The organism is Pseudobdellovibrio exovorus JSS (assembly GCF_000348725.1).
In the GTDB taxonomy this organism is placed as follows: domain Bacteria; phylum Bdellovibrionota; class Bdellovibrionia; order Bdellovibrionales; family Bdellovibrionaceae; genus Pseudobdellovibrio; species Pseudobdellovibrio exovorus.
Genome location: NC_020813.1, coordinates 1,762,593 through 1,786,665, shown reverse-complemented (window position 1 = coordinate 1,786,665; position 24,073 = coordinate 1,762,593). Strand labels below are relative to the sequence as shown.

Genomic DNA, 24,073 nt, shown 5'->3' with positions numbered 1-24,073 from the left:
AAATACTGAAGAGAACCAGAGGAGGGCTTTCGGGTATAAGAGCTTTAAAAATTACCGACTGAGAACGCTAAGTGCTTGTTTATTTAAGACTTTTTGAATCTATCTAACGTGAAGTGAAGAGAACCAGAGAACCAGACTTTTGAGAAAATTGGTAGTGAGAGGCGGACTTGAACCGCCGACCTACGGATTATGATTCCGTTGCTCTAACCAGCTGAGCTACCCCACCACGTTGTCAAAGAACAATCAGTTTTAATGGCCCACGGAAGCCTTGTCAACTTTCGCCTTTTATAAGTCCCAAATTCCATCCCTCAAAACCAACCCAATAGCACGACATCACAGAATAAGCCCAAAAAACAGGCTAAAATTACCTATAAACACCCGCAAAAGCTTCCTTCCAAAACTTCCCCAAGCCCTCTTAGAATCTTAATAAAATCCTAACAGGACTGTCGCGGTCATTCAGGGCAAAGTAAGCTCATAAAGATCCCTGAATATTGTCTACAGGAGACGACTCTATGTTGAAGCAAACTTTGACTCTTATCACATTGACCACAATCGTACTTTCTCAAGCTCACGGGCAATCTCTTATCAAAGCCGATGGCTCCAGCACGGTGTATCCCATCACAGAAGCGATGGCGGAAGAGTTCCAAATGGCGCAGAAAAACAAATACAAAGTCACCGCCGGCATCTCAGGAACGGGCGGTGGATTTAAAAAATTCTGTCGCGGAGAAACGGATTTGCAAGGAGCGTCTCGTCCGATCACGGCTGTTGAAGCAGCTGATTGCAAAAAAAAGGGTATTGAGTTCTTTGAACTTCCGATTGCTTACGATGCAACAGTAGTGGCCGTTCATCCTAGCAACAAATGGCTCAATGAAATCACAGTGGAAGAATTGAAAAAAATCTGGGAGCCATCTGCGATGAGCAAAATCAAACGCTGGAAACAAGTAAACCCTGCATGGCCAGATGAAGAGATGAAACTTTTCGGAGCGGGTTCAGATTCGGGAACGTTCGATTACTTCACGGAAGCCATCATGGGAAAAGCCAAATCATCACGCGGAGATTACACCGCTTCAGAAGACGACAACACTTTAGTTAAAGGTATCGGTGGTGATCGTAATTCAATCGGTTATTTGCCAATGTCGTATTATGTGGAAAATAAAAAATCACTAAAGGCCTTAGCGATCATTGGCGGCGCAAAAGCTCCTGTTAAAACCGGAGTCCTTCCTTCGAAAGAGACAGTTGAAAACAGCACTTACTTTCCGCTTTCGCGTCCATTGTTGCTGTATGTGAATGCGAAGTCAGCTCAGCGCCTAGAAGTGGGTGAGTTCGTGAAGTTCTATTTAAAGAATGCTCAGGCGATTGTTCCAGAGGTGAAGTATGTGGCGCTACCAGCTCAAGCCTATACGATTGCTGCCGATCACTTCGTTAAGGGGAAAACTGGGACTGTTTTCGGTGACGGGCACTATGTGGGTCTTAAAATTGAAGATCTTTTGAAAAAAGAAGCCAGTCACTAATAGCCGGAAAACTAACAGTGAAAGTTAACGGCAGAAGATAGCCATAGGTTCACTCATTCTAGCCACTTTACCTCGGCCTAACAGACTGCTAGGCTGGTGGTATGAAAACACACAGCTATTCAACATTGCTCAAAGCTGCAGGGGTAGGAATCCTATTCACTGTGACTTTTGCATTCTTATCTTCTTGCGGTTCGACGCCTAAAACAGAGTCACCAGCCGCGAACTTCAAAGCCTTTCAGATTCGCAAAATCACAGGAAGCGGCTTACAAACTGTCAGCATCAAACCACAGTCTTCAGATTGGCCCCAACTGAGCTTTCAAAATTCAACACAAGGCTCAACATCAACCTCAACATCGAAAACGAGCGGCAGTGCTGAAAAGTTTAAAATGAACGCTTCGCAATTGCGTTTGGCGGTTATCGGAGACACTGGTTGTCGACTCAAAGAATCTAAAGGGAAGTACTCGTATCAAAACTGCCTTGATGGACAAGACTGGATATTTCCTCAACTCGTACAATCAGTGGTGAAAGAAAATTATGATTTCTTAATTCATACCGGAGACTACCACTATCGTGAACACTGCACTCGCGAAGAGTGTCCCAGTGTCACCAAAAGCAGTGGCTATGGCTGGGCGGCATGGTGGGATGATTTCTACGGGCCATCACAGGATTTATTTAAGAAGTCTCCTGTTTTGTTGGTGCGCGGTAATCACGAAGATTGTGAGCGGGCTTATGTAGGGTGGGCGCCGTTATCAGCCCATCAGCAGGATTTTACGTCTGAGTGCCGTGACATAGAAGAGTATCAATGGATTGAAATGCAGGATCTTGTCTTTATCAGTTTTGATAACTCATCACTCTCTGGCAGTGGAAAGATAAAGGATAAACACCGCCAGAAGTGGCTGCCACTTTTAAAGCAAGTGACAGAAAGAATTCAAAAAGAAGCGCAAGGTAAAGAAGTGTGGCTACTAACGCATGTGCCAGCCTTTGCTTTTGTGCCAGATGAAAAATTGGCCGAACCAGTAGAAGCCAGTGATCGCTTCGCTGTCTTAGCTAAAGAAGCGGGCTTGTTGAATAAGGTCGATTACATTTTATCAGGTCATGTGCACAGTCAGCAGATCGTGCCACGCAAGCAATTACCACTGCAAATCGTTGTTGGAAATTCGGGAACTGTTTTAGATGCTTTCGGGCGGATTATTAATAATCACCGCGTGATCACCACGACAGAAACACGAAGCAGCTATGGTTATGGAGTGTTTGAACGTGAAGGCTTTAAAAAGTGGAAGCTGCATTTTAAAGACAAAGACGGAGAAAAAGTGTTAACGTGCGAGATGGAACAACAGCGCGTTTTCTGCGAGTAGTGGAGTCAATTTAGTCTTTATAGATGGCCTAGTCTTTTTGGTTTTTTTCGATATGTTTTTGTAAAGACCACAGACGCATGGTCTTAAGATATTCATCCTTCATTCCAAAGAGGACAAACTGCTGTAGAGTGAGTTTGTCCTGTTCGGGTTTTTCGCTGACAAAGTGAACTTTTCCCTTCACTTCTTGCAGATGATTTTCATCTTCCTGAGGTAGAGCGATCTCAATCACTTCCCCGAGCTCGTGGATATGTTTATCTGAAAATAGCATCGCCGCTTCTGAAAATTCTTTGATTTTAATCACTTCAGCTAATGCGGTCACTTCATTCACCACGGCAGTCAATTGCATCACTTCATCACTGACGGTAATTTTAGGAAATAACAGGTGGAACAACTTGATCATTAAAGATCGGTCCACAGGTTTTTCAAGTCTTAGATATTCAACTTCTAAACGCGGCTTCAGCTCAAGGCGTGTTAGGTTTTCGTCAAACAGACGGATAATCAGAGGCTGATTGCTAAATTGAGCCTGCAAACTGCTATCGCTGTGTTTAATATCCGTAATCAGAACATCGGCTTCAATCAGAGCTGTTGCTGAGCCGCTGGCGGGATTCGCATTACCGGTATCCCCAGTTCCTGCATCTAGGCAGTTGATAAATGTAAGTCCTTGATAGTAGCGATTTAAAACTTCTTTTATCGATTCGGCTGTTTTTTCATCTGTTTGTAGGGCAATTTTTAAAGTGGTTTGAGCATTGTCACTGATACCCACCCACTGCGGCGTCTTAACTTTGTTTTTGGAAGCGGCGATATGTTTACGAATTTGCGAAAGCACAGCATTTGTATTCTGACAGAAAAAAAGCTCGTAGTGAGTGTCTGTTTCATTGATCATGCGCGCCCAGATATGTTGAGCTTTTCGATGACTGAAGATCGGGTGATAAAACTTATAAGCTTTATTTTTTTCTAAGGGATATTTCTTAGTGATCTTAAATCCAAATTCTGAAACTTCAAGCAGAGTGAATTTTTTTAAGTGCTCGATAATGGTTTCAGTCTGCGTGGTGTGCACATGCTGAGTTTTTACCTGATTGCCATGAAGTAAAGCAAAGCGGGTGTGCTCTTTTAAGATGGTTAAATCAAAAGGTTTATAAAGCACATTGCGAACAGAAAGAGTCTCGATGTTTTTGATGGATTTTACGGGATCGTTAAAAAGTGAAAGCATGATCTCAGCACCATAGAGTTCTTTCAGCTTTTGAATTTTAGTTTCAAGGTCTTCTGTCTCTGGTAAAAGCAAACGAAGTTCTTCGATAGTAATCAGAATTAAAAGAGGTTTTTTACCTTCATTGTCGGGATCAGCCATGAATTCTTGGAAATCGGCAAGGGATGAAAACAACGACATCTCGTGATTCAATTCAACAGTGACTTCAGACCAACTGTCTTGAATCTCTTTGAAGCATTTTGGATCACGTTCGATGGCGACCACATAGCCCATAATGTCTATATTTTAGCCGAATTCGATCTAAATAACTACTGAGAACTGGATTGTCCTAGCCTGATACATAATATTTCAAGTTGTTGGGCATCAGATACACTAAAATCGCGGCCATTAATGCGACTCAAGGCAAGAACCTCTGTTGGTAGAAACTCGGGTTTACTAGACCATGCACTCCAGATCGTAGATGAGGTGGCATCATCTTGTATCTCTGAAAAAACAAGGGAGTGCAGAGTTTGAAAAAGATGGACAGGATGTGAGTTCATATCAGAGATAATGTACTCGAATCCTTTGCGAAAGTTTTCCGACTCTAAAAGTCGGGTCAAAGATTTGTTGTGTAAGATACTTTCAATAAAGCGATAGAATCCCAACTGACCATCGCGATGAAGGGGATCATGAAAAAAATGATCGGCATGTATAAGATCATGTAAAACAAATCCTAAAAAATCGCGATCGGCATAAAGTGTGTCAGGCCACGAGGTAAAATCTTCGTTGTACGAAAGCACGCGTCGTCCTGCTATTTGCAAATGCAATAACTCTTCAGGCGTCGGTACTTCTTGTGTTACCCAAAGAGGATAACGACCTGTATGGGTATAGATCAGACTGCGAAAGCAAGATTCCGGTACAGCCTTAACGAGCAAGGTATTTAAAGCGTCGAGGACATTCATATCACCGGAAACTTTATTGGGTATTCTGATAGGACTTCCTGCGAATAAGTTTTCCAAACTCAGCGGATGTAATGGTTCGCTCATGTGAGGACTGATTGATCGAGGACGACGGCCTCCAAACCAATCTTCTGGACGCCTTAAGCAGCAGAGCGCCAGCGTCCATGCGGTGGCTTTTTCCACATCGGAAAAGCCATGGAAGCGAGTTTTCCACAGACGGAAAAGAGCTTGATGTTTTATATAGAAATCACGATCGCAAAAAATTGTACGATAACGATCTTTATAATTCCTTTTATGAATAATGTCTGACATGCAATGTATAATTTAGTGCTTGCTAATCCACTAAAGGTCAAGTTCAAATAGGGGCAGCTCTGACTGTGATTCAAGGAGGGATCTCATGAAGAAGTGGCCTGTGGCGCTTATCGCGTTTGTCTTTTCTGTAGCTGCCTTTGCAGATCTCAATGCACTTAATGTTGATGCGTTAACATCCAGTGGTGAAGACTTTCATTACTCTGATTATTTTGAAATCCAAGAAGCCCCTGTTTCGGGATTTATTAATTTGCTGAATTATCGTCATATACAAAAAAGTTTTCCACTGCCGCAAGCTCCATATAATCGCGATCGTCATTTCGGCGGATGGCTGCGGGACGAGACTCCAGAATCTTGTCTGAACACGCGCGGTAAAGTTCTTATTCGTGATTCGCAGACAGAGGTGAAATTAACAACCAGCGGTTGCAGTGTTGAAAGTGGTGAGTGGGATGATCCTTACACAGGTCGTATGCACTTCAAAGCGTCTGATATCCAGATTGATCATTTGGTCGCTCTTAAGAATGCTTACATGACCGGAGCCCACGAGTGGGATTTCGAAAAGCGCTGTCTGTATGCGAACTATATGGGAAATAACTTCCATTTACTTTCTGTGAATGGCCGCGAGAACTTAAAGAAAAGTGATCATTCTCCAGCAGGCTATACGCCACCGAACAGAGCCTATATGTGCCAATTCGTTAAACAGTGGTTGAATGTAAAACTGATTTGGACTTTACGTGTAACCCCAGTGGAAAAAGAAGCCATTCAGCAGATCGTGGAAGAGAATCACTGTAATCGATCTTGGTTTGATGTGACATCGCAAGAGCTACGCACTCAGCGTGATTATATGCGGCAGAATGCGAATCTCTGTGTTGCACCCCCAGTTTTTTAACAGGACAAACGCTATTTTTTGGGTTTAAAATAATCCAATGCCTGAGTTAGCTTTAATTTTTGCGGCTGGATGTTTAGCATCTTTAATCACTGGCCTGCTATTTTCATTTTTTCAATTATCCCGCTATCGTTGGGTGAAGTATCGTACATTACAAAAAAATCTAGTTAAAATAGGACTGCGTTGGAATGACCTTGAAGGAGTCGTTTCCGATAATGAAGATGGTCACACCATGGCTGAGTATAAGAAAGCGCGCACGACCTATACCATTTTTACAGTGGTGGCGGTGATGCTCAGTTGGGTGGGCTGTGCTTTACTACTTTTGATTTGGATATCTATTCGTATGTTGGTGAAGTCAGGTTTAGAAACGGCAATATTTGCCAGTGATTTGGCCTCGCAGGAGTTGACGGAAGCTCAAGTTAAAGAAAAGTGGGAGACCTTAAGAGCTTATGAATAAGAAAAAGATCGTTTCAATATTGTTATTAGTAGTGGTGGGTTTAAGTCTTTCTTCGTGTGCTTCTTACTTTAAACGTAAAGACTGTGAATCCACTAATTGGTTTGACTATGGTCAAAAGGTGGCCTTGGATGGACGTCGTTTAACCGGAGACCAATTCATTTTAGAATGTCGTCAGGCTGAAGCGAATATCTCGGATTCAGATTTAGATCGCGGCTTTAAAAGTGGATTAGCCAAGTACTGTCAGCCTGAAACTATTTATCAAGTGGGACGTAACGGTCAGTTTTTTTCTAGCGAGATGTGTATCGGCGAGAACCTAACATTGCTTCGTACGCGCCACTTAGAAGGCGTGACCGCTTATTGTCAAAAATCCAATGGCTATAGCGCTGGTAGCGCCGGACATCCTTACAATAAAATCTGCCCCTCTGGTTTAGAGCCAGAATTTTTAAAAGAGTTTAATCGTGGACGTAAACGATACTTGAATGTGATGATCACCGAAAATGATCGTCAGATCAGCTCACTCGAGCGCGAGATTAGCTCTGCTGAAAGTGAACTGCGTCTACGTCGTTTAGAAATGCAGCGCTATCAATTGTCAGCCAGCCAAAACGAGCAGGCTATGGAACGCTATAACAGCCTTAGTTCACAGGTCAGAAATTTGGAATACACTGTAAGTAATAAGCGCAGCGAGCAAAACAAATTGCGCGAACAGAATCGTCAATTGCAAGTGGAAGTGGTTCGTACAGAATACTAATTGAATGGCTTTCTGATTATTACTTATTAATTAAATGAAGCCCGTCATCTTCGATACGGACGAGTCGCTTTTTATAAATAAAACCTAGGGCCATTTTATACTTCTTTTTACTGACACCGAACAGGCGATAAATTTCTTCGGGTGGAGTTTTCTCTGTCAAAGGTAAGAAGCCGTTATTGTCTTCAAGAGTTTGGATGATCATCAGACCCAATTCTTCCGCGCCTTTGTTTCCTGCTGCCTGTAAAATTAAATCAATCTTTCCATCTTCGCGAACTTTACGAATGAAGCCACTGATTTCATCAAGGTAATGTAAAGGTCTAAAAACTTCATTTTTGTAAAGCAGTCCGAAGTGAGTGTTGTTGATCAAAGCTTTGTATCCCAGATCTGTTTCCGCAAATACAATCAGATCTACCTTTTGTTCGACTTTATAGACTTGAGTCCCATCTTGGGCTGTGAACTTTTCTATTCGCATCGAAGCCGTCGGTCGACCTTGGTTATCTGAATAAATATAAACTAAGACTTCCTGTCCGATTTGCAGTCTTTGAGTCTGTTCGGCAAAAGGAAGAAAAAGGTCTTTATCCTCTGGTTGTGAGTGTGCTGAACTGTATGAGCGCCATGCGTCTCCGTTCAAAAATGCACCGATATTTTCTAATGAAACAACTCTGAGAATGGCGAATAAACCTGTTGAGGACATAGAGTAGATCTTAGACGATTATACCCCGCATCAGCAAGGGATGTCCTTGCTAAGACAAGTCTTTGTTTTATTCTTAATCTTTGGTTTATTTTAAGTTTGCTTAAATCAGGGAGGTTTTTATGCAGACGATTTTACCTGTCGAACCGGTTATTTGTCATAACCTCATTAATGGTGAATGGGTTAAAGGTGAGGGCGGACAGCCCGATGTGTTTTCTCCGTACAATGGTAAAAAAATTGGTGAGGTTTCTTTACCGAGTCCCAATCAGATCGAGATCGCTTTACAAGCCGCCGCTGAAGCTCAAGTGAGTTGGGGAAAAACACCGATCAAAGAGCGCAGCCAAATTCTTTTCAACTTTCGTAATATTTTATTGCGTGATCTGGATCAAATTTCACATTTGAAAAGTTCTGAATGCGGAAAAACATTTGCTGAAGCCAGAGCGGGTTTAATGAAGGGGATTGAGGTCCTTGAGTTTGCTTTATCATTACAGAATTTAGATCTAGGTGGAAAGTTAGAAGTTTCCCGCGGTGTGACCTGTGAATACCGCCGTGAGCCTTTAGGGGTGATTGCGAACATCACACCATTCAACTTTCCGGCTATGGTGCCGATGTGGACAATTCCTATATGCTTGGCTCTAGGAAATGCTTATGTTTGGAAACCTTCAGATAAAACTCCATTGACGGCTTTGCGTATCGCGAATGCGCTACTGGAAGCAGGATTACCAAAAGGTGTTTTCACTGTGCTTCATGGTGGAGCTTTCACTGTGGACGCAATCATTGATCATCCTGCAGTTAAAGCCATTGGATTTGTGGGATCAACTAAAGTTGCCAAAATCGTCTATCAGCGTGGGACTCAATTGGGTAAACGTGTTCTGGCCTTAGGCGGAGCTAAAAACCACATTGTCCTTTTACCAGATGCCAACGCAGAACTCAGTGGTATTGGAATTTCTGATTCTTTCACTGGATGTGCGGGACAGCGCTGTATGGCTGCCTCTGTTTTACTGGCGGTCGGAGATGTGGATCGTCATATTCAAAAAGTCATAGCGCGTGCTTCGTCAATGGAGCTTGGCAAAGATATGGGGGCGCTGATCACGAAATCTCAAAAGGATTTCTTAGTCGACGCTATTGATAAAGCGGAAAAAGCAGGAGCTAAAATTTTACTTGATGGACGTAAAGCAAAGGCTCCAGCAGGTATGGAAGATGGTAACTGGATTGGACCTACAATCCTAGATGATATTCAGGTGGGATCAGAGGCGGCAACAGTTGAACTCTTCGGACCTATTCTGAGCATCGTGCGCTGTAAAGATATTTCAGAAGCCATGAAAATTGAGAACTCTGTTGAATACGGAAATGCCTGCAGTGTTTTCACCTCTAGCGGTCCTTTAGCTGATCGTGTTGTGCGTGAAGCCTCAACAGGTATGGTCGGTGTCAACATTGGTGTGCCGGTTCCTCGCGAGCCATTTTCATTTGGCGGCATCAATGCTTCAAAATTTGGTCATGGTGATATCACAGGACATCATAGTTTAGATTTTTGGTCGAATGTGAAAAAGATCACAACTAAATGGGAAACCCAAGCTGACTCCAATTGGATGTCATAGTTTTTAAAGTAAAACTTATAGGAAATAAAACAAAGGAAGAGATAGGCTAAAATGGAAAAAGAAAAACGCTCTCCACATATTATATTAGCTTCGCAGAGTAACTTAAAATTCAAAGAAACATTACCCATTAAATGGGGTGCTCAGACAGCCATGGAACGTGGACCAGTAGTGGCTTCTAACACCAACCACAAAGCGCGTAATGCGATTGGCGCTCACAGCGGAAGCTACACGGTCTATCGCGCGCTCTCTATTGCCAGTGGAAAGTTCCCTCCGATGCATCGTCCGGATTTAAACAACACTCAAAGTCCTGTTAAAATTGGACCTTACCCTCAGTGGAAGGACCCGTTAAAAATGGTAACTGTGGACCCATGGGGATTAGATCCACAGTTGAATTTCAAACCACTTTTTGAAGAGGGTTATGATATTCGTCCCACTATTTCTGTGACACAGGCCCATTTGCAGATTCCTGAAATCAATGAGGCCATTGATAAAGGTCGTTTGCAGGTGGATGGCAGTATCATTCGTGAAAATCGCGATGTCTGTGTGACCAAGGTGGCGATTGATCCTGTATGGTACTTACCAGGGGTGGCTGAACGTCTGAATGTAGACGAAGGCGATCTTCGCCGCATTTTATTTCAGGAAACTGGCGGCATGTATCCAGAATTCATTACGCGCCCAGATCTGAAAGTTTGGCTTCCACCTATTGGCAGTTCGACGGCGTATATTTTTGGGAAGGCAGAAGATCTAGCAAATCCAAAGGTAGAACTCACATGCCGTGTGCATGACGAATGTAATGGTTCGGATGTATTTGGTTCGGATATTTGCACGTGTCGTCCATATTTGATGTATGGAATTGAAGATGCGACTCGCACAGCCCAACGAGGCGGTGTGGGGATTATTATTTACTATCGTAAAGAGGGCCGCGCTCTTGGTGAAGTGACGAAGTTCTTAGTTTATAATGCTCGTAAGCGCCAAGAGGGTGGTGATACGGCCGCGACTTACTTTAGACGCACAGAGTGTGTGGCTGGAACGGAAGATGCGCGTTTCCAAGAGTTTATGCCAGACTGTTTACATCTTTTTGGAATTAGCAAAATTCACAACCTGCATTCTATGAGTAATATGAAATACGATGCCATCGTCAAAAGTGGAATCGAAGTGGTGAACCGCGTATCCATTCCGGATCATCTGATTCCCCAAGATGCACAAGTAGAGATGGAAGCGAAAAAAGCGGCGGGATATTTTTCGAAAGAGCCGAAAAAAACGACTGAGGAACTTAAAAAAGTAACTGGTCGCGCGATTAAAGAGTAGGAATTAAGTATGAGTCAGAATTTGAATTTGACAGAAAAACAAGTGAATTATTTGTTATCGCCAGCGGCCATTCGTGAGCGCGCGCAAAAAATTTTACAACTGACAGAGTCAGGTAAAGGTCACTTTGAATATCACCCAGAAAAGTTAGATGAAACTGTAGACTATGTTTTGTCAGTGATTCGTCAAAACTATCCTGATCTGAATATCCCATTTCACTCAAGATGGGGACATTTTCGTGCAGGACAAATTGATCGTGCAAAAAAATTCAGATCACTTTTAGATCCCACAGATAAAATGGAACGCGTGCGTTCGCAATTAGATCTTGTGATCACATCGGTATTGTTAGATGCCGGCGCGGGTGCGGATTGGAAGTATTTAGAAGAAAGCACAAAAAAAAGTTTTGCTAGATCAGAGGGGCTAGGCGTTGCAAGCTATTACATGTTCACTTCCGGAGTGATGTGCTCGGATGGCTATTCTATGAAGGCTGATCAAGAGGGCTTATTGAAAGTGACGGCGTCCGATTTGAAAAAGTATTTTCAAGTTTCTGATAGCAATCCTCTTGTGGGTGTTGAAGGACGTGTTCAGCTGTTGAATAATCTAGGCAAGGCCATGGAAAATCGCACTATTTTTAAAGATGGGCGACCGGGAAATATTGTCGATTATTTAGCGGCGAAATGTGGCCAAACAATTCCTGCCACAGAAATTTTCCGTGCAGTATTGGATGGCCTAGGAGTTATTTGGCCGGGGCGTTTGTCGGCAAATGGAGTCAATCTTGGGGATGTTTGGCGCCACTCTCAATTAGGAGATGCAGGTAGTTTTGAAAGTCTTGTGCCTATTCACAAACTATCGCAGTGGATGACTTATTCACTGATTGAGCCAATTGAAGAAGCGGGCTTCAAAGTCACTCAAGTAGAGGGGCTTACAGGGCTTGCAGAATACCGCAATGGTGGACTGATGTTAGACTCAGGTCTTTTAACACTTCGAAATCCTGAAGCGGCCCAAACGCCATTAACTCCTGACATGGATTTGATTGTGGAATGGCGAGCTTTAACAGTTCTGCTATTAGACATGATCGGGGAACGTGTGCAGAAGGCTTTGAACAAATCTGCTGAGGACTTTCCTTTGGCAAAAGTTCTTGAAGGAGGCACATGGTGGGCAGGTCGCTTTATTGCTCAACAAAAACGAGCAGGTGGGACTCCGCCATTGAACATTCAAAGCGATGGAACAGTCTTTTAACTGTAGGATTAAGTAGAAAGATTAAGCTGTAAGACTAAATTATAAGACTAAATAGTAAGATGAGGATTTTATGTCTGGAAAAGTAATTGTAATTGATCATCCCCTGTTACAACACAAATTGGGATATTTACGTGATAAAGAAACAGGCTCGGGCGAGTTCCGTGAGCTAGTAAAAGAAATCAGTCGTATCTTGGCTCACGAAGTGATGCGGGATTGGAATGAAATGCGGGATGTGGTGGTTGAAACACCTATCGCACAAACGAAAGTGCAACGTATTGCCAATGCACCAGTTGTGGTTTCGATTATGCGTGCAGGAAATGGGATGTTGGATGCTGTCCTTTCCATGATTCCTTTCGCCTCTGCTGGCTTTATTGGAATCTATCGCGATAAGTTTATTCACAATACAGTTGAGTATTATTTCAAGATGCCAGAGGACATTAAAGGTAAAATGGCCATCATGTGTGACCCCTTGGTTTCAACGGCAGACACGATGATTGCGGCGATTGACCGCTTAAAAAGCTATGAAGTGAAAAAAATACGCATTTTAACCATCCTTTGTAGTGAGTTTGCTATTGAAAAAATTAGACATTTTCATCCGGATGTTGATATTTTTACTTTAAACATAGAAAAAGAAATAAACGATCTTGGGTATTTAGTTCCAGGATTGGGCGATGCAGGAGACCGACTTTATCAAACCAAGTAGTCAAGTCAGACCATTCATTTTAGGTGTTGCGGGGGGCAGTGGCTCGGGAAAGACATTTTTCTCGGAAGCCCTAGTACAAGAGTTAACTCGTCAACACGGTGAAGGTGTTTGTCAAATTGTCTACCAAGATAATTTCTATATCGATCAGTCCCACAGATTCGACAAAGATGGTGGGGCTGTTAATTTCGATCATCCCGATAGTATTGATTTTTCTTTATTAGCCCAGTGCCTGCGCCGTCTTAAAGCGGGCGAGTCTGTGCAGATTCCCACCTATGATTTTGCCACTCATAAAAGACGCAATGAAACGTTAGAAGTCATTCCTAAAAAAATTATTATTGTGGATGGGATTTTAATTTTCCATACACAAGAAGTGCGTGATCTTTTTGACGACTTAGTGTTTTTTCAAACCCCAGAAGAGTTGCGCTACTCGCGCCGCCTTGAAAGAGACGTGAAAGAAAGAGGCCGCACACCTGAAGGTGTGAAAGAGCAATTCCTGAAACAAGTAAAGCCGATGCACGATCTATTTGTTGAACCATCAAAAGCTTTTGCGAAGACGATTGTTCACGATTTAGGGGATTACAATCAGGCGTTGAAAGAATACAGTCTTAAACTAGTAAAGTAACTAAGACTGTATCCGGCTTCACAATCCTATGGATACTACAAATTCGATTATAAGATTACTTCGTAAAGAGCTTCTTCCAAACATCTTCCTTAAAACCCACAGTTCCAGTTTTGTCGCTTAAGATGAAGGGACGCTTGATCAGTTTTCCGTTCGCCGCTAGTAACTTTAAAGCTTCAGTTTCTGTCATACCAGCCTTGAGTTTATCTGATATACCGAACTCGCGATAAAGCTGTCCTGAGGTATTGAAAAGATTTTTGAAGCTTCCACCTTGTTCTTCTAAGTAGGACAGCATAGTTTTCAGTTCTTTCAATGTGGGAGGCTGTTCGACGATAGGGAGCTTTTCATATTTAACTTTTTTTGTATCTAAGAATTTCAATGCTTTCACACAAGTGCTGCACTTGCTGTATTCATAAACTTTAAGACCCATTTCAACCTCCACCAGACTTTTTGCTTATTTTTGATCAATAAGTAATCACATTTTTTTTTGAAAATCGTAGTTTGAAGATTTCATCAAATGAATTCTGAATCAATTAAAAACTGCTCGCTTACAAATGAGTCAAGAAAACAACGAAAGGTGAACAGCATGTTTCAACATTACAGCAAGAGAGCTGGAAAGATCGTAAGTTTATTGGTCCTTATTTTTTCGACGTCAGCATTTGCAGAGGAGATGCAATTGGGTGTGATTTTGGGTTCATTGACTGGGATATCAGGTAAATATCGCCTAGATAACGGGCGCGCTATTGATGGGGCTTTGGCTTACACTTTTGATGGGCGTAAGGGAATGTCGATCCATGCGGACTATTTGATTGATCCTGCACGGAGGCTCAATGCTGGTGAGCTGACTCCGTTAAATTTGTATTATGGTTTGGGCGCGCGCGTCAGTGATATTACAGATGGCAGTGATAGAGGTAAAGCGCGTGTGGGAATTCGAGCCCCCATTGGCATTAATTACTTAACGACAAATCCTAATCTGGAATTATTTGGTGAATTGGTGCCAGTGCTAGATTTGGCTCCGAGTACAGATGTGCATTTAAATGCAGGCATCGGAGCCAGATTTCGCTTCTAGAGGATCGCTACAGGATAGCGTGATTTGATTTAGGTGCTACCATCCTTGCTGTAAATTGGGTTCTGAAGTCGGGATGGTGGCACAACTGCGGAAGTACGGAGCCATACGTGCAAAGGCCTCTGCCTGTTGTGTTGGTCCATTGACCTTACCTTCCAGATCTGAAGCTTTAATAATATTCATATAACAGAAATTGGATTTGTCATCCTCGACATAGCGGAGTTTGTTAAGTTCGCGTTGCCAGTAGAAAAGATTGTAAGCGGTCCACAGATAACCAAAACGATAGTCCGTGGGGTTTTGCGAGTCGTTGGCTTCCCATGCAGTTACTAGTTTTTGGTGGGCTGGCTGCATAGGAATAAGGGATTTTCTTCTGTCTGTGATTTGTCGTCCTGTTTGAAGCAAGCGATCAAGGCTGTTGAAGAATGGCTTCATCTCATTCGCTGATTTATTTTTAGAACGGGCTAGACGGGCTTCATAAATATTAAAAACAAACGCGGCCCTTAATGAATTGATATGGGCTCCGTCTGTGAATTCTTGTAAGAAAAACTCAAGACCTTTAATTATTTTTTGTTCTTTGAATGCCTGTATACGTTGAGCATCTTGTTGAAACGTATTGGCCATGGCCCTTAATAAGGGCTTAAGTTCAGAGTTGTATTTAGCTTCATTCAAATAAAAAGGGCGAGCGAATTGGAAAGCCCAATCATCGCGAAATTTATTAGGCTGAGTTAGAGGTACTGAATTCTTTAGCGGAGAAGGCAGGTTCTCGCGGGTCCACATGCCGATTTCATCAAAACTATCGACTCCGGCCATGTAGGCCATGCCATTGCGTTTCTCAATAGAGTTCTGCCGAGCATTTGAATGCTGACCTAAAATCAAAAGACGATGTTGATTCTGAGAAATAGACGAGATCAATTGTGCTAGACCACTAGAGCGACCATCGACTTTTTCATCTAAGCGGAAAGTGTCACGAATAATTTCTTGGAAAGCCAAAGCAGAACTGGCTGCATTTAAACGTGGATTCCACGCGGCCTCGGCTGTGATCACATCATTAAACCAATAGCCCCATTCCCAACCACTAGAAAAAATAACTTGCCCGTGAATATGCGCATTTTTCCGTTTCATTTCTCCGGAAGTTTCATCGCGTGCGATCAAGCGCAAATCGTGGACGCGGCGGTAGGCATAGACGGGTAGAAATAAAGGCACATCAATATCATAAGAAACCCAGTAAGAAGTTTCGGGATAAAATAGAACTTCACGACGGCGTCCTTCGACAGCCCCTGTGGCCGCCATTTTGATAAAGCGGAACATATCCATGAAGTTTTCATTTTCGTAAGTCGGGGCTGGATCATCTAAAGAATAAATCTGAATCGTGTGTGGAAGTACACCCACATTTGAATTGGCATAAAGAGGCAGGTAATTGAAATTGATGTCTTTTCTTGTCATAGGGTCTTGGTAACCCTTGGCATACTGTTTCTGCGAGACATGCACTTTTACGCGGTAAGGAACTTTTGGATTTTGTGCGGCTAGATGATCTGCAATCGCATTGAGTTCTTGGATTGTATTAGCAGCAGGGGCACTGCTGAATTCACCTTCGCCGAGTTCTCCGCCAATAGCGGTGAAACCAGCCTGTAGAAGCCAATTGATATTGTGTAGAATTTCGTTGATATTTTGTCGCTCTTCATTCGGCTGACCTTTACGAGATTCGTGATTTCTTAGTAAGGTCCATCCATTTTGTTGAACGAAGCGAACAGGGGTAACGGCGCCAACATCAACACCCCAATCTTTTGATACAGTTGTCAGGCGCTTCAGTCGGTTTTGTCTTTCGGCACTTTGATTATAAGTACCTGCATTCGGCGACCAAAGTAACATCCACTCTACTTCGTTTTGCTTATGTGCAGTCATCCATTCCATGAAATACGTCCAATAGGGAAGCATCTCTTCCCAGCCGCGTAGATCTTGTGGGCCACGTAGTCCCCAACCATTGACAAGGTTGGTGAGTTCTAAAGGATGCATAGTGTGCAGATGCATAGCGCGTGTTTCCCAACGTGGTTCTTCTGTGCGTGAAAGCTTTTCGAGTTTGGAAAAATCTAAAGTGACCGAGTCATTCTGCGGTTTAAGTGGGTGTAAGAAACGGAATCCCAAGTCTTGCATGACAGCGTAGGCACCATAGCTGGCACCCCGTGAGGATTTAAAATCTGAAAGCTCGGTGGCCTTTCCATCGGCGGCTAAAGTCAGACAGTGGGGAAGACGTCCTTTTTGCGCTTTGATAATAAATCCCTCATTTGTTTTAAGGGCACGTTTTTCAGCCAACTGAATTGGTCCATCAGGTACATAACCAAACTGTAGATGTAAATGACGTGACGATGTTGTCGGACAACTGTTTTCTGTCACTTGAGGAAAAGTAGACGTAATCAGGGACGAAAGACGAAGGCGAATAGCTTCCGGTAAACTGTCAGACAGCTTAAATGAAACAGTCACTTCAGATAACGAGGGATCTACAGACTGAGGAAGTCTTTCTGTTACAGAGGTCGTTGTGCGATGATCTTCATTAAAATCAAACCAACAGGCCATACCTAGAACGCCACAGAACACAGTTAAGACAAGCCCGTAAACAAGTGATTGAAAATATCTGAATTGCATAGACCTTTTTATCGGATTTCGAATTGAGTAAATTAAAAAAATCATCGGATTCTAAGGGGATACAGATTTTCGTTTCATTGTGGGACAGATTTTCATCCGTGAGGATGGATTGCCGAAAGATTCTATGTCTTAGAGCTATAAAGACTGTGGCTATGGATGACGATATTCGATGGAATAGGGGATAGAATGACAAAGACGCTCATCTTTGTACGTCATGCAAAGGCATTAGATCGTGCAGTGGCACTTATTAAGAAAATTAAAGAAGCTCAACGACCGCTGACAGAAGAGGGAATAGAAGAGTTTCGTAAACAGGTAAAGAAAAATAAAAAGGTATTCAAAGAGGTGGAGCTATTTATTACAAGCCCTTATCTACGTGCGGCACAGACCTTAGATATTTTGCTGGAAGGATTGGAACTCAAAGAAGCCTTCATCGAAAGTAATTCATTGATTGAACCAGATAAGAATCCAATAGAGTTTTTAAAGTGGTTACAAGATAGAGGCGAAGAATGTGTGGTCGCTGTATCCCACGAGCCTTTTCTAAGTAACTGTCTGAAGTCTATTTTTAAAAAAGAGACTGATTTTATCAAAATCAAAAAAGGTGCAATTGTAGTTATTAAGTACCAAAAAGATCAGAAGAAGTATCAGCTCGTCAATATTTTCTAGTTTTTATAAGCGACATCTTTGGCGATAGTGGCAATGAGTTTTTCTCGAAACTCAGGATTCTTCAAAGAGATATGGAAGTGCTGTTTGCTGGATTTAAAACTTCTTAGTAGACTAGAGATAGGCGAAATAGTTCGCAAAGATAAAATCTCGATATCGGTCTCTGCAGAGATCAAACCTTGGGATTTTGCCTTTTCTAAGAAAGCCATGAAGCTTTGATAAAGTCCGACAAATGTTTTTGGAAAAAGATCCTGCGCCTCTTGGCTTTCAAGCTCTAGCTCACAAAAGAATAAAATCAGAAGCTCATGGTGTTGCGAGAAAAAATCTGTAAGTTCTTTAAGAAAATTATAAGTTTTTTGTTCTAACTCTTCACGGGAGTTGATCGGTCCAGAGAAAAGACGATCTGTATCGAAAATTTGATGCTGACTTAATTCTTCAAAAAGATTTTGTAAAAGACCTTTTTTGCTACCGAAATAAAATGAAATCAGACTGATATTGGCTTTGGCTTTTTCGCTGAGTTCTTTTGTGCTGACAGCGTGAAAACCTTTTTCAGAAAACAATTTGAGTGCGGCGCATTTTAAAGCTTCTCGCTTTGTGGGCTTAAGAATTTTTTTCTTTAAATCTGCCGCACTCATAATAACCTTTCGGCCTAGGGGTTAATCTAGGCCTCAGTTGGTTCAGAGGCATTTGAGTTAACGATTGCCGGCTGAACAGTTTCGATTTCTTTCTCTTCTTGGTGCTGACTTGCTGTTGGAGCAGCACCAGATTTTTCGTGTGAAGTGAAACGGGCACCATAATTATTAGCCCACACTCTGAAACGATCTACGTACACGAAAAGAGCCGGAACCACGATCAGAGTCAGGATTGTAGACAATAGAACACCGGCCACAATCGCCACACCCATAGAGGTACGAGTTCTTGATGCCGGATTTAGACCAATCGCGATTGGAAGTGTACCAGCGATCAAGGCAAATGAAGTCATTAGGATTGGACGAAGACGTGTGCGTCCAGCTCTAATTAATGCTGTCGTACGATCGATACCTTGATCCATCAACTGTTTTGTAAAGTCGACTAGAAGGATACCATTCTTACCTGCGACACCAATCAACATAAAGAGACCGAGGATAGCAAATAGATTGATCGTTTTTCCTGTGATGAATAAACCAAGGAAAGCACCACTCAATGCTAGAGGTAGAGCCACTAGAATCGTGATCGGAGTGATAAACGATTCGTAAAGACTCGCAAGAATTAAGTACACACACAGAGTACCGAAGATAATTGCTAGAACAGCAGAACCTGCTAACTCTTGCATATTTTCCGCATCACCTGCGAAGCTGTAACGAACATCAACAGGTAATTTAGTGTCTCCGGTAGTCATAGATTTAACAAGGTCGTTAACCACTTCACTTAAACCTACACCTGGCGCCACACTGGCAGTCAATTGCACGTAACGAGATCTATCTTGTCTTTCGATAGAGGCTGGTCCCGCAACAACTTCTCCATTTGCGATATCAGAAAGTCTAACAAGCTTTCTATTGATATTAGGGACATAGATGTTTTTAAAGTCTTTTTGTAAGTCACGTTGGTCGTCTTTTAGACGAACACGAACATCATACTCACGACCCATTTCACGGAACTTAGCTGTTGTTAAACCCTCAACTTGAGCGCGTAACTCAACACCCATAGTAGAAGTATTGATACCATACTCTTTAGCAGCCCCTGGTTTAAGACGTACTTGCATTTCTGGTTTACCAGTTCTGTAGTTCGTATTTGGATCTTTTACGCGCGGATCATTTTTTAGTCTTTCAAAAACCTGATCAGCAGCTTTTGCTAAAGCCTCAGGGTTAGGAGACAACAAATTCAGCGTAATAGGCTGTGCTTGCATACCACCACTTGTATCGTATTTTTTTACGATAGGGTTGTACTCCTCAACGAAACCAGCAAGTTCTTGTCGCAATTGATCACGATACATTAAACTTGTAATTTTACGAGTTGGTTTAAGTTTTACAAGGATATCGGCTTTATTTGCTTCACCGTAAACACCACCAATAGTCACCAGTGAAAATTCCACATCAGAGTTTTTCTTGATGATAGTATTCACTTCGTCCACTGCCTGAGCTGTGCGATCAAGGCTGGCACCTGGAGCTAACTCAAGAGTTACAGCAACCTCACCACTGTCATCATCTGGGATAAACTCAGAAGGGACGTGGGCTACAGTATAGATACTCAGAGCAAAGACGACAAATGTCCCCGCGATTGTTAGACGTGTATGACGTAAAGACCACTCTAACATATTTTCGTAAACATTTTCTAACCATGTTTGGAAACGATCGAAACCTCTTAACATACGACCAATAGTTTTTTCGTATAGTCCATGAGGTTTGTGTTGTTTGCCATGAGCGCCATGTCCATCGCCACCGAAGTAAGCGGCTAACATTGGGATGATCGTTAAGGCTACGAACAAACTGATCGCCATAGAAATAGCTACGGTTAAACCGAATTGCTTTAAGAACTGACCCACGATACCAGTCATCATAGCAACTGGAACGAAAACGGCGATAACCACAAGAGTGATGGCGAAAACAGCCATTTGGATTTCGCTCGTACCTTTTTCAGCACCTTCTAACGAGTTTTCACCTAGCTCCATACGGCGGTAGATATTTTCGATAACTACGATGGCATCATCGATAAGAAGACCGACGGCAAGGGTTAGGGCCAATAAACTCACAACGTTGATAGAGAATCCTGCAAACTTCATCAGAGCAAAGGCACCGATCAATGAAACCGGTAATGAAAGTGCTGTGATTAAAGTAGAACGCATACTTCCTAAGAAGAAGAAAACAGTGATAACTGTTAAGATAATACCGATAATAATAGTTTCGTAAACGTCAGCTACGTTGTTACGGATAACACGGCTGGAATCGATCACAACTTGAAGTTGTGGAGTTCCTTCTAATTGAGATAGCTCAGGTTCGATTTTAACAAGTTGTTTTTTGATGTCATCTGTAACACTTAAAGTATTTGATCCAGCTTGTCTGAACACTTGAAGCACGATAACTTTATCGCCCTCAAAGAAACTGCGTGTTTTTTCATCTTCTAATGTATCAACAACAGTACCAAGATCGGCTACGCGGGTAGGAACTTCATTTCCGTAAAGGTTAACTAGTGTATCTGCAACTTCTGGAACAGAACGAAATTCACCTAGGCCACGGAAAATTAACTCTTGATCACCTTTGTTAACTTTACCACTTGGGATGTTTTCACCTGAAGCTCCAATTTGTGCCGCTACTTGTCCGACAGAAATTTCACGAGCTTTAAGCTTTTGACGATCAAGGATAACGTGAACTTCTCTTTTTCGTCCACCGACGATTTCAATCGCACCGACGTTATTCACTTGCTCTAAGCGCGGCTTAACGTATCTATCTGCAATGTCATAAAGTTTTGCATCGCCGATATCCTTGGCAGATAAGGCCAACATCATGATAGGGCTATCTGCAGGGTCAAACTTTTTAATGACAGGTTCTTCAATATCATCTGGCAAGTTTGGCTTCGTCAGATTGATTTTATCACGAACTTGTTGCTCGGCATCTTTCGCTTCCACAGTACTTTGGAACTCGACGATAACCATACTGACGCCTTCAAGGTTTCGCGATGTCAGACGCTTAATTCCGGATATTGTACTGACATTGTCCTCAATAGGGCGACTGATTAAGTTTTCAATCTCTTCTGGGCCTGCTCCAGGGTAGACTGTTTGTACTGATACGACAGGGATACTGACGTCAGGGTATAAGTCGACACTCATGGCTTTAAAACCAGCGATACCGGCAGCAAGAATCGCAATGATCACACTGGTGATAAAGATCGGTCTTTTAATGGATACGTTAGCGAGACTCATAATTAGATCCCATCTGCGGCGTCAGAGTTTGAGGCCTGATAAAGTTTAAGTTGTGATTGTAAAGCTAAAATTTGCGAAGCTGCACGGATACGAGACGCCTGCGCTTGGCTGTAATCTTGTTCGAACAATAGGATTTGATACGTAGTTGTACGGCCTTGTCTTAGGCGAACACGTTCATTATCCAATTTTGATTTTTGAGCTTTTTCCATCGCTGTAGTCAATTTCAGAGTTGCTTTTGCTTCTTCGATTTTTTCAACAAGATCAGCCCAGTGTTGGTCTTGCGTAAATTTAATATATTTTTCATTTTGTTCCGCAGCTAAAACACTTTTACGTGCCCCTTCGCGAGCGTCCGATGTGGCGCTGAAATTCAAAGGAACTTGCAGTCTGACACCGATAAAAGCTGTTTCGCGATCTGCACGATTAACATCAGTCATCGCATCAGTGGCTTTGGCCTCACGACCATTCATTGCATAGATACCATAGAGATCTACTTTAGGACGGTTACGCTCTAAAACGACTTGGCTATTCGCGCGCGCTAGCTCTGTTTGAGCTTGTGCGGCTTTTACGTCTGCTCTGTCACCAGGGCGGACTTTAGTGACTTCCACATTTTCTAAAGCTTGTAGATCCAGAGCGCTCAAAACAGGAACTTCAGTATTGAAGTCTTGATTGAGATGTAAGTTGAAATTACGTTTTGCCGCTTGTTCTTCGATTTCGGCTTGTTTCAATTGTAATTGATAAGCTTCAACTAATGCAGTGGCTTGTAATACATCAGCAGCTTCACCTAAGTTCTTACGTTTCTTTTCGTTTACATAGTTATAGATGTTCTGTGCTGCTTTCAAAGCTTGTTGTTGGACTTTCAAGCTTTCTTGAGCAGAAGATAGTCTCCAGTAAGCGATTTCCGCTTCAATTAAAGAACCATCAACTTTGGCTAAGTTACCATATTTAGCGGCTTCGGCTTGGCTACGGATTAACTGTTGATTGGCGCGATCTGCACGACCAAAACCATTCTGCCAAAGGGGTAAAGACCACTCTAGGCGCGGAGATGCATCCCAATAAGAGGTGGGCACGTTGGGACCGAAGTTGGCTCCATCAAAATCTGTTTTGTTTAATTGGTAAGATAAAGAGGCTTTTAGACCGAAGTTAAACTGCTGAGATACACCAACAGAATAGTTTTGCGATTTCAGGTCATCGTAAACCATGACGGGTGGGCTAGAAAGCTTGGCGTCGTGGCCACTGCGACCTTCAGCAAAAAAATGCGGAGTAAAAAGTAAGTCAGCTTCACGAGCCTGCAAAGCAGCACCTTCGGCGCTATTCACATTGCTTTGGTAGGAAAGACTGTGCTTTTTTACCTGTTCAAGGTATTCGGGTAAACTAAGTGCGGAAGCGTTAAGCGATACAAAACTTAGCGCTAAGACAAGTAAGGGTTTCGTCATCATAGGAACGGTCCTTTCGGGTGCTTTAAATAAGTAATCAAACGATTACTTAACAATATGAACTAAAATCTTAAAGTAATCAAGCGATTACTTAGTTGAAAAGCAGGTGAGAATTCGCTATAATCTAAGAAACCCAATAAAACCCTGTGTTTTTAATGAGTTAAGTTGAGGTGAGTGGTGAGTCAAAAAAAGACGGTAGTGCGATTAAATGATAGAGCAGCTTCAGAAGAGCGGTTATTAAATGCCGCCGAAGAGCTCTTTTCTAAGATCGGCTATGATAGAGCAACTACTCGAGAAATCGCCAAAAAATCTGATGTGAACATCGCTCTGATCAATCGCTACTTCGATGGTAAGCAGGGACTATTAATCGCCCTTCTAAAAAGAAAGATGGAAAGATTTAAGATCGAACAACTGTCTTATCCAGAAGAAGCTACTGTAACAAAAGAAGCGGTCAGTTACTGTGCTAGTAAGATCCATGGTGTTTGCCAAGATCTGAGTTTCGTGAAAATCATTTTCGTACAACTGCTTGTTGATCCAAAGTTCAGTAAAAAATTTAAAGAGCAACTGACTTTCTCGCAAAAAGTAAATCCACTTTTCCTAGAGCGCATGGAAAAATTCAGAAAAGCTGGAAAACTCAAATCATCTCGAACGACGGAAGAGATTTGTGAACCGCTAGAGCTATATGCGTTTAGTTGCGTTTTATTTAAGATCATTATGGACAATGAACCTAAAGATGTCGTGTTAAAAAATCTTAAAAATTTTGTTGAAGACTACATCTATCGCTTTGATGCCGACAGGCACAAGTCTTAATCC

The 24,073-nt window shown here is 42.4% G+C and carries 21 protein-coding genes and 1 tRNA gene; 13 read left to right on the top strand and 9 right to left on the bottom strand.

What is annotated here, in order from left to right; translation table 11 throughout:
• Positions 1 to 149: 149 nt before the first annotated feature.
• Positions 150 to 226: transfer RNA gene (locus A11Q_RS08850), tRNA-Met, on the bottom strand.
• A 286-nt stretch (positions 227 to 512) separates the two neighbouring features.
• Between A11Q_RS08850 and A11Q_RS08845 the strand changes: the two genes are divergently transcribed.
• On the top strand, positions 513 to 1,511 hold the full coding sequence (locus A11Q_RS08845; RefSeq protein WP_015470466.1) for a PstS family phosphate ABC transporter substrate-binding protein: 999 nt from the start codon (positions 513 to 515) through the stop codon (positions 1,509 to 1,511).
• 101 nt (positions 1,512 to 1,612) lie between these two features.
• Positions 1,613 to 2,866, top strand: coding sequence for a metallophosphoesterase family protein (locus A11Q_RS08840; RefSeq protein WP_015470465.1), 1,254 nt, complete (start codon positions 1,613 to 1,615; stop codon positions 2,864 to 2,866).
• Positions 2,867 to 2,894: 28 nt separating this feature from the next.
• On the opposite strand, the gene A11Q_RS08835 is transcribed toward A11Q_RS08840, so the two are convergent.
• Together A11Q_RS08835 and A11Q_RS08830 are read right to left on the bottom strand one after the other, a co-directional pair.
• A complete protein-coding gene (locus A11Q_RS08835) occupies positions 2,895 to 4,346 on the bottom strand; it encodes a hypothetical protein (RefSeq protein ID WP_015470464.1) in 1,452 nt (483 codons plus the stop codon).
• A 35-nt stretch (positions 4,347 to 4,381) separates the two neighbouring features.
• Positions 4,382 to 5,323, bottom strand: a complete 942-nt coding sequence (locus A11Q_RS08830) for a hypothetical protein (protein WP_015470463.1) — start codon at positions 5,321 to 5,323, stop codon at positions 4,382 to 4,384.
• 85 nt (positions 5,324 to 5,408) lie between these two features.
• Here A11Q_RS08830 and A11Q_RS08825 point away from each other — a divergent pair, with 85 nt between their 5' ends.
• From A11Q_RS08825 to A11Q_RS08815, 3 genes are read left to right on the top strand one after another with little or no spacing between them, the layout of a single operon-like run.
• Complete coding sequence (locus tag A11Q_RS08825) at positions 5,409 to 6,209, top strand: HNH endonuclease family protein (protein WP_015470462.1); 801 nt, start codon at positions 5,409 to 5,411, stop codon at positions 6,207 to 6,209.
• Positions 6,210 to 6,246: 37 nt separating this feature from the next.
• A complete protein-coding gene (locus A11Q_RS08820) occupies positions 6,247 to 6,663 on the top strand; it encodes a hypothetical protein (protein WP_015470461.1) in 417 nt (138 codons plus the stop codon).
• A complete protein-coding gene (locus tag A11Q_RS08815; protein WP_015470460.1) occupies positions 6,656 to 7,411 on the top strand; it encodes a DUF2799 domain-containing protein in 756 nt (251 codons plus the stop codon). The genes A11Q_RS08820 and A11Q_RS08815 overlap by 8 nt, the downstream gene beginning before the upstream one ends.
• A 19-nt stretch (positions 7,412 to 7,430) precedes the next feature.
• Here A11Q_RS08815 and A11Q_RS08810 read toward each other — a convergent pair whose 3' ends face one another.
• Positions 7,431 to 8,105, bottom strand: a complete 675-nt coding sequence (locus A11Q_RS08810) for a CvfB family protein (protein WP_015470459.1) — start codon at positions 8,103 to 8,105, stop codon at positions 7,431 to 7,433.
• A 119-nt stretch (positions 8,106 to 8,224) separates the two neighbouring features.
• Here A11Q_RS08810 and A11Q_RS08805 point away from each other — a divergent pair, with 119 nt between their 5' ends.
• The 5 genes from A11Q_RS08805 to udk all read left to right on the top strand — a co-directional run bounded on the left by A11Q_RS08805 (position 8,225) and on the right by udk (position 13,569).
• Complete coding sequence (locus A11Q_RS08805; RefSeq protein WP_015470458.1) at positions 8,225 to 9,700, top strand: CoA-acylating methylmalonate-semialdehyde dehydrogenase; 1,476 nt, start codon at positions 8,225 to 8,227, stop codon at positions 9,698 to 9,700.
• A gap of 51 nt (positions 9,701 to 9,751) precedes the next feature.
• A complete protein-coding gene (locus tag A11Q_RS08800) occupies positions 9,752 to 11,008 on the top strand; it encodes a GTP cyclohydrolase II (protein ID WP_015470457.1) in 1,257 nt (418 codons plus the stop codon).
• Positions 11,009 to 11,017: 9 nt separating this feature from the next.
• Positions 11,018 to 12,244, top strand: coding sequence for a URC4/urg3 family protein (locus A11Q_RS08795; RefSeq protein WP_015470456.1), 1,227 nt, complete (start codon positions 11,018 to 11,020; stop codon positions 12,242 to 12,244).
• Positions 12,245 to 12,314: 70 nt separating this feature from the next.
• Entirely contained in the window at positions 12,315 to 12,947 is a 633-nt protein-coding gene (upp, locus tag A11Q_RS08790) for a uracil phosphoribosyltransferase (RefSeq protein WP_015470455.1), read from the top strand.
• Positions 12,916 to 13,569: a uridine kinase gene (udk, locus tag A11Q_RS08785; protein WP_015470454.1), complete on the top strand. Its 654-nt coding sequence runs from the start codon at positions 12,916 to 12,918 to the stop codon at positions 13,567 to 13,569. The genes upp and udk overlap by 32 nt, the downstream gene beginning before the upstream one ends.
• 55 nt (positions 13,570 to 13,624) lie before the next feature.
• Here udk and A11Q_RS08780 read toward each other — a convergent pair whose 3' ends face one another.
• Complete coding sequence (locus A11Q_RS08780) at positions 13,625 to 13,996, bottom strand: arsenate reductase family protein (RefSeq protein ID WP_015470453.1); 372 nt, start codon at positions 13,994 to 13,996, stop codon at positions 13,625 to 13,627.
• 156 nt (positions 13,997 to 14,152) lie between these two features.
• On the opposite strand from A11Q_RS08780, the gene A11Q_RS08775 reads away from it, so the two are divergent.
• A complete protein-coding gene (locus A11Q_RS08775) occupies positions 14,153 to 14,635 on the top strand; it encodes a hypothetical protein (RefSeq protein WP_015470452.1) in 483 nt (160 codons plus the stop codon).
• A gap of 36 nt (positions 14,636 to 14,671) precedes the next feature.
• Here the strand turns inward: A11Q_RS08775 and A11Q_RS08770 are convergent, their stop codons facing one another.
• The gene (locus A11Q_RS08770; protein WP_015470451.1) at positions 14,672 to 17,272 is read right to left on the bottom strand and encodes a hypothetical protein; all 2,601 of its coding nucleotides are present in this window, start codon (positions 17,270 to 17,272) and stop codon (positions 14,672 to 14,674) included.
• A 186-nt stretch (positions 17,273 to 17,458) separates the two neighbouring features.
• Here A11Q_RS08770 and A11Q_RS08765 point away from each other — a divergent pair, with 186 nt between their 5' ends.
• A complete protein-coding gene (locus A11Q_RS08765) occupies positions 17,459 to 17,935 on the top strand; it encodes a SixA phosphatase family protein (RefSeq protein WP_015470450.1) in 477 nt (158 codons plus the stop codon).
• Here A11Q_RS08765 and A11Q_RS13580 read toward each other — a convergent pair.
• Genes A11Q_RS13580 through A11Q_RS08750 form a run of 3 tightly spaced genes read right to left on the bottom strand, consistent with a single transcriptional unit; the run spans position 17,932 to position 23,263 of the window.
• Entirely contained in the window at positions 17,932 to 18,567 is a 636-nt protein-coding gene (locus tag A11Q_RS13580; RefSeq protein WP_015470449.1) for a TetR family transcriptional regulator, read from the bottom strand. The genes A11Q_RS08765 and A11Q_RS13580 overlap by 4 nt on opposite strands.
• 26 nt (positions 18,568 to 18,593) lie before the next feature.
• A complete protein-coding gene (locus tag A11Q_RS08755) occupies positions 18,594 to 21,827 on the bottom strand; it encodes an efflux RND transporter permease subunit (protein WP_015470448.1) in 3,234 nt (1,077 codons plus the stop codon).
• Positions 21,828 to 21,829: 2 nt separating this feature from the next.
• Positions 21,830 to 23,263, bottom strand: a complete 1,434-nt coding sequence (locus tag A11Q_RS08750) for a TolC family protein (protein WP_015470447.1) — start codon at positions 23,261 to 23,263, stop codon at positions 21,830 to 21,832.
• A gap of 195 nt (positions 23,264 to 23,458) precedes the next feature.
• Between A11Q_RS08750 and A11Q_RS08745 the strand changes: the two genes are divergently transcribed.
• Positions 23,459 to 24,070 carry a TetR/AcrR family transcriptional regulator gene (locus tag A11Q_RS08745; RefSeq protein WP_158320366.1) on the top strand — a complete coding sequence of 204 codons (612 nt, stop codon included), beginning with the start codon at positions 23,459 to 23,461 and terminating at the stop codon, positions 24,068 to 24,070.
• Positions 24,071 to 24,073 lie beyond the last annotated feature (3 nt).

What these genes read in the sequence shown, in the direction of transcription:
- A11Q_RS08845 (WP_015470466.1), top strand. Translation starts at nt 513, where the DNA reads ATGTTGAAGCAAACTTTGACTCTTATCACATTGACCACAATCGTACTT.
- A11Q_RS08840 (WP_015470465.1), top strand. Translation starts at nt 1,613, where the DNA reads ATGAAAACACACAGCTATTCAACATTGCTCAAAGCTGCAGGGGTAGGA.
- A11Q_RS08835 (WP_015470464.1), bottom strand. Translation starts at nt 4,346, where the DNA reads ATGGGCTATGTGGTCGCCATCGAACGTGATCCAAAATGCTTCAAAGAG.
- A11Q_RS08830 (WP_015470463.1), bottom strand. Translation starts at nt 5,323, where the DNA reads ATGTCAGACATTATTCATAAAAGGAATTATAAAGATCGTTATCGTACA.
- A11Q_RS08825 (WP_015470462.1), top strand. Translation starts at nt 5,409, where the DNA reads ATGAAGAAGTGGCCTGTGGCGCTTATCGCGTTTGTCTTTTCTGTAGCT.
- A11Q_RS08820 (WP_015470461.1), top strand. Translation starts at nt 6,247, where the DNA reads ATGCCTGAGTTAGCTTTAATTTTTGCGGCTGGATGTTTAGCATCTTTA.
- A11Q_RS08815 (WP_015470460.1), top strand. Translation starts at nt 6,656, where the DNA reads ATGAATAAGAAAAAGATCGTTTCAATATTGTTATTAGTAGTGGTGGGT.
- A11Q_RS08810 (WP_015470459.1), bottom strand. Translation starts at nt 8,105, where the DNA reads ATGTCCTCAACAGGTTTATTCGCCATTCTCAGAGTTGTTTCATTAGAA.
- A11Q_RS08805 (WP_015470458.1), top strand. Translation starts at nt 8,225, where the DNA reads ATGCAGACGATTTTACCTGTCGAACCGGTTATTTGTCATAACCTCATT.
- A11Q_RS08800 (WP_015470457.1), top strand. Translation starts at nt 9,752, where the DNA reads ATGGAAAAAGAAAAACGCTCTCCACATATTATATTAGCTTCGCAGAGT.
- A11Q_RS08795 (WP_015470456.1), top strand. Translation starts at nt 11,018, where the DNA reads ATGAGTCAGAATTTGAATTTGACAGAAAAACAAGTGAATTATTTGTTA.
- upp (WP_015470455.1), top strand. Translation starts at nt 12,315, where the DNA reads ATGTCTGGAAAAGTAATTGTAATTGATCATCCCCTGTTACAACACAAA.
- udk (WP_015470454.1), top strand. Translation starts at nt 12,916, where the DNA reads ATGCAGGAGACCGACTTTATCAAACCAAGTAGTCAAGTCAGACCATTC.
- A11Q_RS08780 (WP_015470453.1), bottom strand. Translation starts at nt 13,996, where the DNA reads ATGGGTCTTAAAGTTTATGAATACAGCAAGTGCAGCACTTGTGTGAAA.
- A11Q_RS08775 (WP_015470452.1), top strand. Translation starts at nt 14,153, where the DNA reads ATGTTTCAACATTACAGCAAGAGAGCTGGAAAGATCGTAAGTTTATTG.
- A11Q_RS08770 (WP_015470451.1), bottom strand. Translation starts at nt 17,272, where the DNA reads ATGCAATTCAGATATTTTCAATCACTTGTTTACGGGCTTGTCTTAACT.
- A11Q_RS08765 (WP_015470450.1), top strand. Translation starts at nt 17,459, where the DNA reads ATGACAAAGACGCTCATCTTTGTACGTCATGCAAAGGCATTAGATCGT.
- A11Q_RS13580 (WP_015470449.1), bottom strand. Translation starts at nt 18,567, where the DNA reads ATGAGTGCGGCAGATTTAAAGAAAAAAATTCTTAAGCCCACAAAGCGA.
- A11Q_RS08755 (WP_015470448.1), bottom strand. Translation starts at nt 21,827, where the DNA reads ATGAGTCTCGCTAACGTATCCATTAAAAGACCGATCTTTATCACCAGT.
- A11Q_RS08750 (WP_015470447.1), bottom strand. Translation starts at nt 23,263, where the DNA reads ATGATGACGAAACCCTTACTTGTCTTAGCGCTAAGTTTTGTATCGCTT.